Annotated in this window: 14 protein-coding genes and 1 pseudogene; 9 read left to right on the plus strand and 6 right to left on the minus strand. The window is 69.2% G+C overall.

What is annotated here, in order from left to right; genetic code table 11:
* The 3 genes from MBEBAB_RS13195 to MBEBAB_RS13205 all read left to right on the plus strand — a co-directional run.
* The coding region (locus tag MBEBAB_RS13195) for a DUF2497 domain-containing protein (RefSeq protein WP_045319374.1) at positions 1-188 on the plus strand (188 nt) is incomplete at its 5' end.
* 92 nt (positions 189-280) lie between these two features.
* A complete protein-coding gene (locus tag MBEBAB_RS13200; protein WP_021698489.1) occupies positions 281-3,046 on the plus strand; it encodes a valine--tRNA ligase in 2,766 nt (921 codons plus the stop codon).
* Positions 3,043-3,777 carry a TlyA family RNA methyltransferase gene (locus tag MBEBAB_RS13205; protein WP_045319377.1) on the plus strand — a complete coding sequence of 245 codons (735 nt, stop codon included), beginning with the start codon at positions 3,043-3,045 and terminating at the stop codon, positions 3,775-3,777. Before MBEBAB_RS13200 ends, MBEBAB_RS13205 begins: the two co-directional genes overlap by 4 nt.
* A 57-nt stretch (positions 3,778-3,834) precedes the next feature.
* Here MBEBAB_RS13205 and MBEBAB_RS13210 read toward each other — a convergent pair whose 3' ends face one another.
* Complete coding sequence (locus MBEBAB_RS13210) at positions 3,835-5,298, minus strand: alanine/glycine:cation symporter family protein (RefSeq protein ID WP_021698491.1); 1,464 nt, start codon at positions 5,296-5,298, stop codon at positions 3,835-3,837.
* 86 nt (positions 5,299-5,384) lie between these two features.
* Positions 5,385-5,909 carry a 3D domain-containing protein gene (locus MBEBAB_RS13215; protein WP_021698492.1) on the minus strand — a complete coding sequence of 175 codons (525 nt, stop codon included), beginning with the start codon at positions 5,907-5,909 and terminating at the stop codon, positions 5,385-5,387.
* Between the two features lie 141 nt (positions 5,910-6,050).
* Between MBEBAB_RS13215 and MBEBAB_RS13220 the strand changes: the two genes are divergently transcribed.
* The 3 genes and pseudogenes from MBEBAB_RS13220 to MBEBAB_RS13230 all read left to right on the plus strand — a co-directional run bounded on the left by MBEBAB_RS13220 (position 6,051) and on the right by MBEBAB_RS13230 (position 9,199).
* Positions 6,051-6,725, plus strand: a complete 675-nt coding sequence (locus tag MBEBAB_RS13220) for a nitroreductase family protein (protein ID WP_021698493.1) — start codon at positions 6,051-6,053, stop codon at positions 6,723-6,725.
* Positions 6,726-6,852: 127 nt separating this feature from the next.
* A pseudogene (locus MBEBAB_RS13225) lies at positions 6,853-8,486 on the plus strand (alpha-D-glucose phosphate-specific phosphoglucomutase).
* Positions 8,486-9,199 carry a polyamine aminopropyltransferase gene (locus tag MBEBAB_RS13230; protein ID WP_021698496.1) on the plus strand — a complete coding sequence of 238 codons (714 nt, stop codon included), beginning with the start codon at positions 8,486-8,488 and terminating at the stop codon, positions 9,197-9,199. Before MBEBAB_RS13225 ends, MBEBAB_RS13230 begins: the two are co-directional and overlap by 1 nt.
* 2 nt (positions 9,200-9,201) lie before the next feature.
* Here the strand turns inward: MBEBAB_RS13230 and MBEBAB_RS13235 are convergent, their stop codons facing one another.
* The 4 genes from MBEBAB_RS13235 to MBEBAB_RS13245 all read right to left on the minus strand — a co-directional run bounded on the left by MBEBAB_RS13235 (position 9,202) and on the right by MBEBAB_RS13245 (position 12,229).
* Positions 9,202-9,771 (minus strand): methyltransferase domain-containing protein, encoded by a 570-nt coding sequence (locus MBEBAB_RS13235; RefSeq protein ID WP_021698497.1) that lies wholly within the window; start codon positions 9,769-9,771, stop codon positions 9,202-9,204.
* A gap of 118 nt (positions 9,772-9,889) precedes the next feature.
* Positions 9,890-10,738, minus strand: a complete 849-nt coding sequence (locus MBEBAB_RS13240) for a universal stress protein (RefSeq protein WP_021698498.1) — start codon at positions 10,736-10,738, stop codon at positions 9,890-9,892.
* Positions 10,739-10,748: 10 nt separating this feature from the next.
* Positions 10,749-10,979 (minus strand): STAS domain-containing protein, encoded by a 231-nt coding sequence (locus MBEBAB_RS18795; RefSeq protein ID WP_444979089.1) that lies wholly within the window; start codon positions 10,977-10,979, stop codon positions 10,749-10,751.
* Positions 10,976-12,229: a SulP family inorganic anion transporter gene (locus MBEBAB_RS13245; protein ID WP_444979090.1), complete on the minus strand. Its 1,254-nt coding sequence runs from the start codon at positions 12,227-12,229 to the stop codon at positions 10,976-10,978. The genes MBEBAB_RS18795 and MBEBAB_RS13245 overlap by 4 nt, the downstream gene beginning before the upstream one ends.
* A gap of 280 nt (positions 12,230-12,509) precedes the next feature.
* Between MBEBAB_RS13245 and MBEBAB_RS13250 the strand changes: the two genes are divergently transcribed.
* From MBEBAB_RS13250 to MBEBAB_RS13255, 3 genes are all read left to right on the plus strand, one after another.
* A complete protein-coding gene (locus MBEBAB_RS13250) occupies positions 12,510-13,547 on the plus strand; it encodes a phospholipase C/P1 nuclease family protein (RefSeq protein ID WP_021698500.1) in 1,038 nt (345 codons plus the stop codon).
* Positions 13,548-13,551: 4 nt separating this feature from the next.
* Entirely contained in the window at positions 13,552-13,785 is a 234-nt protein-coding gene (locus MBEBAB_RS16335; RefSeq protein ID WP_148291557.1) for a hypothetical protein, read from the plus strand.
* Positions 13,692-14,070, plus strand: a 379-nt coding sequence (locus MBEBAB_RS13255; RefSeq protein ID WP_373852947.1) for a tetratricopeptide repeat protein, incomplete at its 3' end; no start/stop codon positions are given. The genes MBEBAB_RS16335 and MBEBAB_RS13255, both read left to right, overlap by 94 nt.

A 14,070-nucleotide genomic window follows, 5' to 3' on the forward strand; every position in this document is an offset into this window, starting at 1 on the left:
CCGCCTCGGCCTTCGCCGGACTGACCGCCGCCGCGCGCACGCCCGCCGACGCCCGCTCGCTGGAGGACATCGTGCGCGAACTGCTGCGCCCGATGCTGAAGGACTGGCTGGACGCGAACCTGCCCGGCATCGTCGAGCGCGAGGTACGCGCCGAGGTGGAACGCATCTCCCGCCAGGGCGGCGCCTGACGCCGACGCTGGCCCTGGGGGCCTCATCCGACTATCTACGGAAGGCGGCTCCGACGGGGCCGCCTTTTTCTTTCCCACGAAACGATCACGCGATGCTTGAGAAGACCTTCGACCCCAGGGCCGCCGAACCGCGCCACTATGAACGGTGGGAAGCGAGCGGCCTGTTCGCGCCCCGGGAGCGCGCCGCCACCGACGGCGCCGCCGACGCCTATTCGATCGTCATTCCCCCGCCGAACGTGACCGGATCGCTGCACATCGGCCATGCGCTGAACAACACGCTGCAGGACATTCTGGCGCGCTATCACCGCATGAAGGGCAAGGCGGTGCTGTGGCTGCCCGGCACCGACCACGCGGGCATCGCCACCCAGATGGTGGTGGAGCGCAAGCTGGCGGCGGAGGGCAACATCGGCCGCCGCGACCTGGGCCGTGACGCCTTCATCGACAAGGTCTGGGAATGGAAGGCCGAGTCGGGCGGGACCATCGTGCGCCAGCTGCGCCGCCTGGGCGCCTCGTGCGACTGGAGCCGCGAGCGCTTCACCCTGGACGAGGGCCTCAACGCGGCCGTCCGCAAGGTGTTCGTGCAGCTGCACCGGGACGGGCTGATCTATCGCGACAAGCGGCTGGTCAACTGGGACCCCCACTTCCAGACCGCCATCTCGGACCTCGAGGTCGAGCAGAAGGAGGTCGAGGGCGCCTACTGGCACTTCGCCTATCCGCTGGCTGACGGCGTCACCTACGAGCACCCGGTCGCCTTCGACGAGGACGGCAAGCCCACCGAATATGAGACCCGCGACTACATCGTGGTCGCCACCACCCGTCCGGAGACCATGCTGGGCGACACCGGCGTGGCGGTGCATCCGGATGATGAGCGGTATGCCGGGCTGGTGGGCAAGGCGGTGATCCTGCCGATCACCGGCCGGCGCATCCCCATCGTCGCCGACGACTACGCCGACCCCACCAAGGGCTCGGGCGCGGTGAAGATCACCCCGGCGCACGACTTCAACGATTTCGGCGTGGGCAAGCGGGCGGGTCTCGCCACGCTCAACGTCATGGATTCCCTGGCCCGGATCACCGCCGCCGACACCCCCGACGTGCCCGCCGATTACGAGGGCATGGACCGCTTTGCCGCGCGCAAGGCCATCGTCGCGCGCGCCGAGGAAGAGGGCTGGCTGAAGGCCATCGAGAAGACGAAGCACATGGTCCCGCACGGCGACCGCTCGGGCGTGGTCATCGAGCCGTGGCTGACGGACCAGTGGTACGTTGATGCGAAGACCCTGGCGCAGCCGGCCATCAAGGCGGTGGAGCAGGGCGACACCACCTTCGAGCCCGCCAGCTATTCCAAGATCTATTTCGAATGGCTGCGCAACATCGAGCCGTGGTGCATCTCGCGCCAGCTGTGGTGGGGGCACCGGATTCCGGCCTGGTACGGGCCGGACGGGCATATCTTTGTGGCAGAGAATGCTGAGGAGGCAAACGCTGCCGCAGCGGAACACTATCGCGACGACCCCAGCGGTGGCGCTCTTCTATTCAAGCTGACGAATGGGGAATTGCTCGTTCAGGATGAGGACGTCCTCGACACCTGGTTCTCGTCCGCCCTGTGGCCGTTCTCGACCATGGGCTGGCCGGACAAGACCGAGGATCTGGAGCGGTTCTATCCGACGTCCGATCTGGTCACGGCGGCGGACATCATCTTCTTCTGGGTCGCCCGGATGATGATGATGGGCCTGCACTTCATGGATGAGGTGCCCTTCAAGCGGGTCATCATCAACGGCCTGGTCCGCGACGAGAAGGGCCAGAAGATGTCGAAGTCCAAGGGCAACGTCATCGACCCGCTGGAGATCATCGACGACCTGGGCGCCGATCCCTTGCGCTTCACCATGGCCATCCTGTCGGGGACTCGTGACATCAAGCTGTCGAAGCAGCGTATCGAGGGCTACCGCAACTTCGGCACCAAGCTGTGGAACGCCGCCCGCTTCGCCCAGATGAACGAGGCGGCGCGGGTCGAGGGCTTCGATCCGGCCACGGTCGAGCAGACCATCAATCGCTGGATCCGCGGCGAACTGGTCAAGACCGAGCGTCAGGTGGCGGACGCCATCGAGGGCGGGCGTTTCGACGACGCGGCGGGCGCCCTGTACCGCTTCATCTGGAACGTGTTCTGCGACTGGTATCTGGAGCTGGCCAAGCCGGTGTTCGGCGGCGCTGACGAGGCGGCGAAGGCCGAGACCCGGGCCATGACCGCCTGGACCCTGGACCAGACCATCAAGCTGCTGCACCCGGTCATGCCCTTCATCACCGAGGAGCTGTGGACCCAGCTGGGCGGCGAGGGGCTGGTCATGGGCGCGGCCTGGCCGGAATTCCCCGAGACCTTCATCGACGCGGACGCCGGGGCCGAGATCGGCTGGCTGGTGGATCTGGTCACCGAGGTGCGGGCCCTGCGCGGCGAGATGAACGTGCCGCCGTCGGCCAAGCCGCCGCTGACCATTGTGGCGCCCGACAGCCAGACCGCCGCCCGCGTGGAGCGTCACCGCGATCTGCTTCAGACGTTGGCCCGGGTCTCGTCGGTGCAGACGGCGGACGCGGCGCCGGCGGGCGCGGTGACCTTCGTCTCCGGCTCGACCACGGCGGCACTGGCGCTGGCCGACCTGATCGATCTGGGCGCCGAACGCGCGCGGCTGGAGAAGGCCGTGGCCGACTTCGACGCCGACATCGGCCATGTGAACAAGAAGCTGGGCAATCCCAATTTCGTCGCCCGCGCCGCGCCCGAGGTGGTGGACGAACAGCGCGAGAAGCTGGCCGCCGCCGAGGCGGGCAAGGCGAAGATGCAGGCCGCGTTGAAGCGGCTGGAGGACCTGACCTGAAAACCCGGCTGGACCAACTGCTGGTCGCGCGCGGCCTGTTCGACACCCGCGCCCGCGCCCGCGCCGCCATCGAGGCGGGCGGTGTGATGGTCAACGGCGAGCCCGCCAAACAGCCGTCGCAGAAGGTGGAGGAGGACGCCGCCGTCACGGCCGAGCCCGCGCACCGCTTCGTGGGCCGCGCGGCCCTGAAGCTGGATCACGCCCTGACCCTGTGGCCGGTGGCGGTCGAGGGGCGGGTGGTGCTGGACGTGGGCGCCTCCACCGGCGGCTTCACCGAGGTGTGCCTGGAACGCGGCGCCGCGCAGGTCTTCGCCGTGGACGTGGGCCACGCCCAGATGCACCCGGCCGTGGCCGACGACCCGCGCGTGGTCAATCTGGAGAAGACCGACGCCCGCACCCTGACCCCGGACCTCATCGACCAGGCACCCGAGCTGATCGTCTGCGACGTCAGCTTCATCGGCCTGGCCAAGGTCCTGCCGACGTCTCTGTCGCTTGCGGCGCCGGGGGCCGACCTGGTGACCCTGGTCAAGCCGCAGTTCGAGATGGAGAGCCGGGGCGACGTGGGCCGCAAGGGCGTGGTGCGTGACGCCGAGGCGCGCGCCGCCGCGCTGGAGCGCGCTGTCGCCTGGCTGGACGAGCAGGGCTGGACCGTGCGCGAGACCACGGACAGCCCCATCACGGGCGGCGACGGCAATCGCGAATATCTGGTCTGGGCGACCCTGCGCGGCTGATCCTCGTCAGCCGCCCCGAGCGGCCCTCCCCCCGACGGGGAGAGGGCCTTTCGAGCGTCAGTCCTCGTGGTCCTTGCCCGCCGTCTTGTCGCCCCGCGCCATGGCGAAGACGACGCCGGAGAGGGCGGCCAGGGCGACCAGGTTGGGCAGGGCCATGGCGGCGTTGGAGATGTCGCCCATGCGCCAGACGAACTCGATGTGCTGGAACGAGCCCACGAAGATCATGCCGACCCACAGCAGGCGCCACGGAATGGCGACCTTCTGGCCGAACAGGTGCGTCGCCGCCCGCTCGCCGTAGTAGCTCCAGGTCAGCAGGGTGGTGAACACGAACAGGATCAGGGCGACCGAGGCCACCAGACCGCCGATGGTGGTGGTCCCGAACAGCAGGGTCGGGAAGGCGGCGGTATAGGCCGCCAGCGTCATCTCGAAGCCGCGCAGGTCCGAGTTCCAGACATGCTCCACCGTGCCGCCCCCGGCGGGGAAGGCGCCCTGCACCGTCAGCATGACCAGGCCGGTCATGGTGCAGATCACCATGGTGTCGATGAAGGTGCCCATCATGGCGAAGCGGCCTTGGCGCGCCGGATCGTCGGTCTTGGCCACGGCGTGGGCCATGGGCGTCGAGCCCTGACCCGCCTCGTTGGAGAACAGGCCGCGCGCCACACCCGCGCGGATCGCCATCATGACCCCCGCGCCCAGGAAGCCGCCGGTGGCCGCCGTGCCGGTGAAGGCGCTGCTGAAGATCAGGCCGAAGGAGGCCGGCAGGTCCTCGATGTTGATGATCAGGGCCAGCAGCGCCATCAGCAGATAGGCGATGGCCATGATCGGCACGACCTTCTCGGCCACGCTGCCGATGGACTTGATGCCGCCGATGATGACCACGAACACGGCCGCGGCCACGAACAGGCCGGCCGCCCATTCCGGCACGGGGGCCAGGTTGGTGATGGAGTCGGCGATGGAGTTGGCCTGGATCATGTTGCCGGTCGCGATGGCCGAGAACAGGGTGCCGAGGCAGAACAGGATGGCCAGCCAGGTCCACTTCTTGCCGAGGCCCTTCATGATGTAGCTCATGGGGCCGCCGCGATAGGCGCCGTCAGGCCCCACCGAGCGGTAGCGGATGGCCAGCGAGCCCTCGGCGAAGGCCAGGGCCATGCCGAACAGGGCGGTGACCCACATCCAGAACAGGGCGCCAGGGCCGCCGAGGGTGATGGCCGTGGCCACCCCCGCCAGATTGCCGGTGCCCACCTGGCCGGACAGGGCGGTGGACAGGGCCGCGAAGGGCGAGATCTCGCCCTTGCCGGATTTCTCTTTCTTGAACAGGCCGGCGAAGGCCTCGCCCAGCTTCAGGATCGGGTAGAAGCGCAGGCCGATCATGATCCAGGCGCCCACGCCCAGCAGCACGATGACCATGGGCGGGAAGGGAATAACGGCCTCGCCGTTCCACGATCCGCCCCAGATGAAATCGCTGACGTTGGTCACGCCCGCGTAAAAGGCCTCGATCCCCTGAGGAGCCGGTGTCGTCATGTCGAATTGTCCCCCAACGCCCGCACTCACGGGCCGTTACTCGGGGTTACTTAGACGGTAAACGGAGGCCGTGGCCAGCCCCCGGATCACTCCGCGGGGGGACAGCCATCGAACGACCCTGCGTTCACCACCGTCAGGGTGGACATGTTCAGCGGCATGACCGGCCCCATCGAGCCGCGGCCGTGGCCGGTGTAGAGGTCGATCTTGGCGCCCTTGATTGCCCCGCCGGTGTCCGATGCGTACCAGAAGCCGTCATGGGTGCGGCCGTCCGCCAGACGCAGGCCGACGGTCTCGCGGATGTACAGGCGCGTGCGCCGGGGCACCACGCGGGGGTCCACCGCAACCGTCCGCATGGCGATGGGCTGGCAGCCCAGGGAGTCCATCCCCGTCGCCCCGCCGCCGCCCGCGTGATACAGCCGCGCCGACAGCCGCCAGTCGGGCTCCGCCTCGTGCAACGACGCTTCCAGAAGCGCCTGCGCCTCCGCCTGGGCTTGTTCCTCGGCGATGATCTCGTTGTAGGCCACGGGGCCTTCAAGCGCCGGTTCGGCGTTGGCCGGATTGGCGAACAGCATCATCAGGGCGGCCACGGCGGCGGCGACGGTCAGCATCATGAGGACTCGGGTTACGCCGGGTCTGGTGGTCGCCGGCGCGGGCTGAATGACTCATTCCGCGGGCGAAAAAGTGGCGCCCTTGCTGGACGGCTTGACGCGGCGACGGCATGGAATGTCCAGACTGCTGCTGGAGAGTCCGTCATGCGCGATCATCCGTCCACGCCCCTGACCGGCTATCCCGTGCGGACAGACGACGAGATCGTCACGGCCGCGACCGCTTTCCGCGAGCAGATGGCGCGGCGGCGCACGGTGCGCGAATTCTCCGATCGGCCCGTGCCGCGCCCGGTGGTGGAGCAGGCGATTTTGACTGCCGGTTCGGCGCCCTCCGGGGCCAATCACCAGCCCTGGTTCTTCACCGTCATCGAAAGCGCCGAGGCTCGCGCCCGCATCCGCCGCGAGGCCGAGGCGGAGGAGCGCGCCTTCTATGCCGAGAAGGCGCCCCAGGAATGGCTGGATGCGCTCGCGCCCCTGGGCACCGACCCGGACAAGGGCTTTCTGGAGACCGCGCCCGTGTTGATCGCCGTGTTCGGCCAGAAGCGCGGCGGTCCCCGGCCCGGCGACGACCGGAAGAACTACTATGTCTCCGAAAGCGTCGGCATCGCCACGGGTCTGCTGATCTGCGCCCTCCATCAGGCCGGGCTGGCGACCCTGACCCACACTCCCGCGCCCATGGGCTTTCTGAACGCCATCTGCGGCCGCCCCGAAGGCGAGAAGCCGTTCCTGTTGCTGGTGGCGGGCCATCCGGCGCCGGACGCCACCGTGCCGGTCGCGGCGCTGGGCAAGAAGCCGCTGAGCGGCATTTCGAACTGGATATGAACCACCCGGACGCCAGATGCCTTACACGGGACAGGCACGCCCGACGTCTCGATCCACGATCCGCATCGGCATCGCCGGGTCGAGGCGGACGACGACCAGAACTGAATCCGCCGAACCAGGGATCTGAATGACCACCGAACACCACGCCACGCCCGGCTTCGACGACCAGGCGCCGGGGACGTCCGGCCTGCGCCGCCCGACCCGCCGGTTCATGGAGCCGCAGTATCTGGAGACCTTCATCCAGGCCCTGTTCGAGGTGGCCGCGCCGCCGGAGGGCGCGACCCTGATCGTCGGCGGCGACGGACGGTTCTTCTCGGATCAGGCGGCGGCGACAGTGATCCGCATGGCCGCGGCGCACGGGTTCGGCCGGGTGCTGGTGGGGCAGGGGGGGCTGCTGTCGACCCCGGCGGCGTCGCATCTGGTGCGGCGGCATGAGGCGTTCGGCGCGGTCATTCTGTCGGCCAGCCACAATCCCGGCGGACCGGACGGCGATTTCGGCGTCAAGTTCAACGGCGCCTCGGGCGGTCCCGCCCCGGCGTCCCTGACCGACGCGGTCCGTGACCGGGCCATGGCCTTGAGACGCTACAGCCTGTCGGACCAGCCGGCGCCGCCGCTGGGCCGGCCGGGGACCTTCGATCTGGACGGCATGGCGGTGGAGGTCATCGATCCCGTCACGGCCTACGCCGACCTGATGGAGACCCTGGTCGATTTCGACCAGATACGCGCCCTGATCGCCCGGCCCGACTTCTCCATGATGTTCGACGCCATGCACGCGGTGACCGGGCCCTATGCCCGGGAGATCCTCGAGACCCGGCTGGGCGCCAGCGGGGTGGTGATGAACGGCGCCCCGTCGCCCGACTTCGGCGGCGGGCATCCCGATCCCCATCCCAACCATGCGCCCGAACTGGCCGCGGCCCTGTTCGGCGACCAGCCGCCGTCCTTCGGCGCCGCCTCGGACGGGGACGGGGACCGCAATATGATCCTGGGGCCCGGCATGATCGTGTCGCCCGGCGACAGCCTGGCGATCTTGACGGCCAATGCCGCGCGCATCGGCGCCTATCGCACCCGGCCGCTGAAGGGCGTGGCCCGTTCGGCCCCCACCAGTCGCGCCGTGGACCGGGTCGCCGAACGGCTGGGCCTGCCGGTCTATGAGACCCCCACCGGCTGGAAGTATTTCACCAACCTGCTGGACGACGGCCGCATCACCTTCTGCGGCGAGGAGAGTTTCGGCACCGGCGCGGACCATGTGCGCGAGAAGGACGGCCTGTGGGCGGTGCTGATGTGGCTGAACCTGCTGGCGGTCGAGGGCCGGCCGCTGCCGGACATCGTGCGGGATCACTGGCGCCTCTACGGCCGGGACTATTACCAGCGGCTGGATTTCGAGGATCTGGACGCGGCCCCTGCGGCGGACTTCATGCGCGACCTGCGCGCGGACCTGGACCAGATGCCGGGCCGGACTGTGGGCGGCTTCACCGTGCGGAAGGCCGAAGAGTTCCGCTATGTGGACCCCGTCGACGGTCGGTGGCCGAGCAGCAGGGCGTGCGGCTGTGGCTGACGCCGGACGCCCGCATCACCTATCGCCTGTCGGGCACCGGCGCGCGCGGCGCGACCCTGCGGGTCTATGTGGAGCGGTTTGAAGCGCCATCGGGCGCGATCGACGCCCCCGTGGCCGAGGCCCTGTCGGCGCTTTCGGCGGCGGCGGCGGAGGCGGCGCGCATCGTCGAACGCCTGGACCGCACCGCTCCCTCCACGATCACCTGATGGCCGACATGAAACGCTTTGAAGAGCTCGATTACCGTCCCACGGCGAAGGGCCCCGCCATCCTGCGCCGGCGCTGGGTTCCGGCGGTGGACCGGCATGTGGTGGAGATCCTGCTCGGCGACGAGCACCTGATGTCGGACCTGTTCATCGAGGGCGAGTCCGAGCTGGCGCGCCGCGCCCTGGCCATGGCGCCGGATCGGCCGCTGTCGGTGCTGGTGGGCGGGCTTGGCCTCGGCTACACGGCCCGCGCCGCGCTGGAGGACCAGCGGGTTACCCGCCTGACGGTGCTGGACGCGCTGCAGCCGGTGATCGAGTGGCACGAGGAGGGGCTGGTCCCTCTGGCGCCGCCGCTGCGGGAAGACTCGCGCTGCGTCCTGCGCCTGGCCGACTTCTTCACCTGGTTCTCGCCCGGCAGTCCCCGGCACAGCGACGAGACCTATGATCTGGTCCTGCTGGACATCGACCACTCGCCGACGCGCCTGCTGGCCCCGGACCATGCCGCCTTCTACACCCCCAGGGGGCTGGCCGATCTTGCGCTGGGCATGCGGCCGGACGGGGTGTTCGCCATGTGGTCGGACGATCCCGCAGAGGACCATTTCATCCACGCCCTGAGGGGCGTGTTCGCCGACGTGCGCGCCGAGGATGTGCGCTTCGAAAACCCGCTGACCGGCGAACCGTCGCAATGCACCCTGTATCTGGGACGCAGGCGCTGAGATCAGGGGCGGGGTTCGCGGCGTTCGAACGCCGCCATCTGCGTCGGCGCGCCCAGCCCGGCCGCGCAGGGTCCGACGTCGTCGAAGCGCACCGCACAGCCGTTGCGGTCCGCCACCCCGTTCGCCCAATGCCGGAACCGCTCGCGGCCCCATTCGAACCGGTGGTCCCAGTGTCGCTTGCGCCCCGGCTTCAGGCCCAGCAGTGGATTGTAGTCGGCGTTGGGCGTGGTGATGATCACCGTGCGCGGTTGTCTGAGCACGAAGAAGGCGCGCTCGACCTGCGACAGGGCGTCGGGCTCGATGTGCTCCAGCGTCTCCAGCATGACGAAGGCGTCGTGCCCGCCGAGATCGAGGGCGGGGTCCAGGAACGACCCGTGGATGAAGCGCAGTTCCGCCCTGGTTTCGATGGAGGCGACCCGCGCCTTGAGGGTGTCCAGATCACCCAGGCGCAGCTCCACCCCGGTGAGGGCGTCGAACCGGTCCTCGCGGATCAGCCGTTCGAACAACGGGCCGGGGCCGCAGCCGAGGTCGGCGACGCGCCGCGCGCCGCACCGGACCAGGGCGTCGACCACGGCCTGGATCCGGCCCTCATGCAGGCTGGACGGGGCGACGCGGCCCTGTGGCTTTTCCGGATCGGCGAACTGGATTGCGGCCTCCCTGGAAAGACTGGCGGCGAACGGGCTCAGATCCTCAACGGAACAGCAGCACCGGGATTAGGCAGGTGCGGATCATGGCCGTGGTGGTGCTGCCGACGATGAAGCGACGGATGGGCGAGTGGCCGTAGGCGCCCATGGTCAGCAGGTCGATCTCCGCCTTCTTCACATAGTCGGCGATGACGCTCTCGGGGTCGCCCGCGCGCAGCTCCATGGTGTAGGCGCCGCCCCAGGCCTTGAGCTGGGAGTCCGCCCAGGCCATGTGGGCCTCGTTCTCGGCACGGGCCGTTCCGGCCATGACCACGTGGACGTCGAAGTCCTTGAACGCTGCGTCAGACACCAGGAACGCGATCGCCTTCCGGGAGCTGGCGCCGCCGTCATAGGCCAGCAGGATGCGCTGGACCGGCTTGAAGGCGCGCGAGGCCACCAGCACGGGCCGGGTGGTGGACCGCACGACCTGTTCCACCGAGCCGCCCAGGTGCAGCCTGGCGAAATCCGCCGCCTCGCCCCGCTTGCCCAGAACCACCACGCGGGCCTCGGGCTCCAGCTCGGTCACATTGTCCACCAGACTGCCGTGACGCAGGCGGGTCACCACAGTCAGGCCCTGGTCCCGCAGACGCGCTTCGGCGCCTTCCAGAAGGGCGCGGCCCCGCTCCATCCGCAGACGGCCGCGCTCTTCATCGAGCCGCGTCAGATTTTCGAGCAGGTGCTCGCGGGCGCCCAGGCCGATGCTGCCCGACATGTCCGCCGCCACGGCGTCAGGGGCGCGGTCGAGCACATGAAGAAGCTCCACATCCGCCTTGAGGAGGCGCGCGGCCCAGGCCGCGTGGTCGCAGACGCTGAGGCCATAGATTGACGCGTCGATGCACGCGAGAACTTTGGTCATGGCCGTTTCCTCAGTGGCTCAGCAGGCGTTCAAGCGCGCCCGGCTTATCGTGGACGCCGAACTTGTCGACCATGGTCGCGCTGGCCTCGTTCAGTCCGATCACCTCCACCGTCGTGCCTTCGCGGCGGAACTTCAAGATGGCCTTGTCCAGGGCGGCGACGGCCGACACGTCCCAGAAGTGGGCGCGGCTGACGTCGATGCGCACATGCTCGACCGCTTCCTTGAAATCGAAGCTGTTCACGAAGGCGTCCGCCGAGGCGAAGAAGATCTGGCCGAGGACCACATATTCGCGGCCGCGCCCGCCATCCACCTCGGTGGAGCGGACGGCGACGATGCGCGCCACCTTCTGGGCGAAGAAAATGCCCGACAGCAGCACGCCGGTGAACACGCCCTTGGCAAGGTCGTGGGTGGCCACCGTGACCACCACGGTCGCAGCATGACGAAGCTGGAGCTCTTGGGATGCTCCCTCAGATTGCGGATGGAGGCCCAGTTGAAGGTGCCGATGGACACCATGATCATCACGGCCACCAGGGCGGCCATGGGGATCTGCGCGACCCACGGCCCCAGGGCCACGATCATGAACAGCAGCAGCAGGCCCGCCGACAGGGTCGACAGACGTCCCCGGCCGCCGGATTTCACATTGATCACCGACTGGCCGATCATGGCGCAGCCCGCCATGCCGCCCATGAAGCCGGCCACGATGTTGGACAGGCCCTGACCCTTGCACTCGCGGTTCTTGTCGCTGGGCGTGTCCGTGAGATCGTCGACGATGGTCGCGGTCATCAGGGACTCCAGCAGGCCGACCACGGCCAGGGTGGCCGAATAGGGCAGGATGATCAGCAGGGTCTCGAGGTTCAGCGGGATGTCCGGCAGCAGGAACATCGGCAGGGTCGAGGGCAGTTCACCCATGTCGCCGACGGTGCGCAGGTCCATGCCCATGAAGATGGCCAGGGCGGTCAGGACGACGATGGCGATCAGCGGCGACGGCACGGCCTTTGTCAGGCGCGGCAGCAGGTAGATGATCGCCAGACCCGCCGCCACCATGGCGTAGGTCTGCCACCCCACATTGGTCAGCTCCGGGAGCTGGGCCATGAAGATCAGGATGGCCAGGGCGTTCACGAAACCGGTCACCACCGACCTGGAGACGAAGCGCATCAGCACGCCCAGCTTGAGATAGCCGGCGATGATCTGGAGGACGCCGGTCAGCACCGTGGCGGCGAGCAGGTACTGCAGCCCGTGCTCGCGGACCAGAACCACCATCACCAGCGCCATGGCGCCCGTGGCCGCCGAAATCATGCCCGGTCGTCCGCCCGCGAAGGCGATGACCACGCAGATGGCGAAGGAGGCGTACAGCCCCACCGCCGGATCGACGCCCGCGATGATGGAGAAGGCGATCGCTTCGGGGATCAGGGCGAAGGCCACCACCATGCCCGCCAGCAGGTCGCCGCGAACATTTCCGAGCCAGGTCTGGCGCAGGACTGCGAGATTCATTCAGGACATCCTCTCGCACAGCCGGTCTCGGCCATGCGTGACCGCCGCAGGGCGGTTCTGATTCAATTGTTCCGATGCACGCAGATGCGGCTGGGAGAGGCCCCGACGCCGCAGTTAGACCGTCCAGAAAGGACAGCAGCACGTGCGCGGCCCTCCTAACAGATATCTTGTGCAGCGCAACAGAAAATCAGCGGCCGCGGACGTCCAGCCTTGACCGGCTGGAGGCGGAACCCGGGATCGGCTAAGTCCCCTCATAACGCCAACCCCACCGGATTGTCCCATGCAGCGCGCCCCCCTGAAACGAGCGTTCCTCGCCCTCGCCGCCGTGGCCGTGATCGCCGCCCCGGCCGCCGATGTAGGGGCCTGGGGCGCCACCGGCCACCGGCTGATCGCGGTGGCGGCCATGCGCTCGCTGCCGGACGAGATCCCCGCCTTCCTGCGAACGACCGAGGCCGCCACCGAGGTGGGCGAACTGACCCGCGAGCCCGACCGCTGGAAGGGCGGGCCGCGGACCCATGCCCGGGAGCGCGACACGGCCCACTTCATCGACTTCGACGACAACGGCCATGTGCTGACCGCCGCCGGCCCCCACATCGACGCCATGCCCGAGCTGCGCAGCGAGTATGAAGCGGCCCTGACCCAGGCCGGCCTGGATGTGGATGACGCCGGGTATCTCTATTACGCCCTGATCGACGGCTGGCAGCAGCTGGTGCGCGACTTCGCCTACTGGCGCGTGCTGAACGCCGCCGAGGCGCGCGAGACCGATCCGGGCAGGCGCGCCTGGTACGCCGAGGATCGTCGTCGCCGCGAGGCGTTGCTGATCCGCGACCTGGGGGTCTGGTCCCACTATGTGGGCGACGCCAGCCAGCCGCTGCACACCTCGATCCATTACAACGGCTGGGATCGGGACACCCCGAATCCCGAGGGTTTCACCACCTCGCGCCGCACCCACGGCCTGTTCGAAGGCGCCTATGTGCGCGGCGTGGCGCGTCTGGATCTGGTGGAGAGCGCCATGCCCGAGCCCGACCTGGGCGAAGCCGCCATCGAGCGCCGCACCGCCCGCTATCTCGGCCAGGGTGTGGCCCAGGTGACGCCCTTCTACCGGCTCGAGCGCGACGGCGCCTTCGCCGAGGGGGATCCGCGCGGCGGGGCCTTCGCGGTGGAGCGGCTGGGCGCCGGGGCGGGCGAGCTGCGCGACCTGATCGTGCTGGCCTGGCGCGAGAGCGCGGGCGCCCGCGTCGGCTGGCCCGCCGTCGCGGTGGCTGAGGTGGAGGCGGGGACCGCCGATCCCTGGGACGCCATGATCGGGACGGACTGATCTCTTGGCGCAATCGCCCGAAGACTGGCTGAGACAGGCGCTCGATCACCAGAATGCGGGGCGGCTGGAGCAGGCTGTCGCGGCGTTCGAGGCCTGCTGGCGCTGCGGCCCGAGCTGGCCGACGTCTGGTTCGATCTGGGCCGGCTGCGACGCCGGATCGGGCGGCACGAGGCGGCGCTGGACGCCTATGATCGGGCGCTCAAGCTGGGCGTGCGCGGGCCGGAAGAGGCGCGGCTGAACCGGGCCGTGATCCTGTCGGAGGACCTGCACCGCCCCGACGAGGCCGAGGCCGAGCTGGACAAGGCGCTGAAACTCAATCCCCGCTTCGCCCCCGCCTGGCTCAATCTGGGCAATCTGCATGAGGACCGGGGCCGGCGCGATCCGGCGCGCGCGGCCTATGAGCAGGCGCTGGCCTTGGAGCCGGGCAATGTGCTGGCCCTGGCGCGGCTGGCGGGCGTCGCCCGGGCGTCCGGGCCGGACGATCCGCTGATCGGCCGGCTGCGCGCCGCCCTCAAGGCCATCG

The sequence above is a fragment of the Brevundimonas abyssalis TAR-001 genome (assembly GCF_000466985.1).
Classification (GTDB): Bacteria; Pseudomonadota; Alphaproteobacteria; order Caulobacterales; family Caulobacteraceae; genus Brevundimonas; species Brevundimonas abyssalis.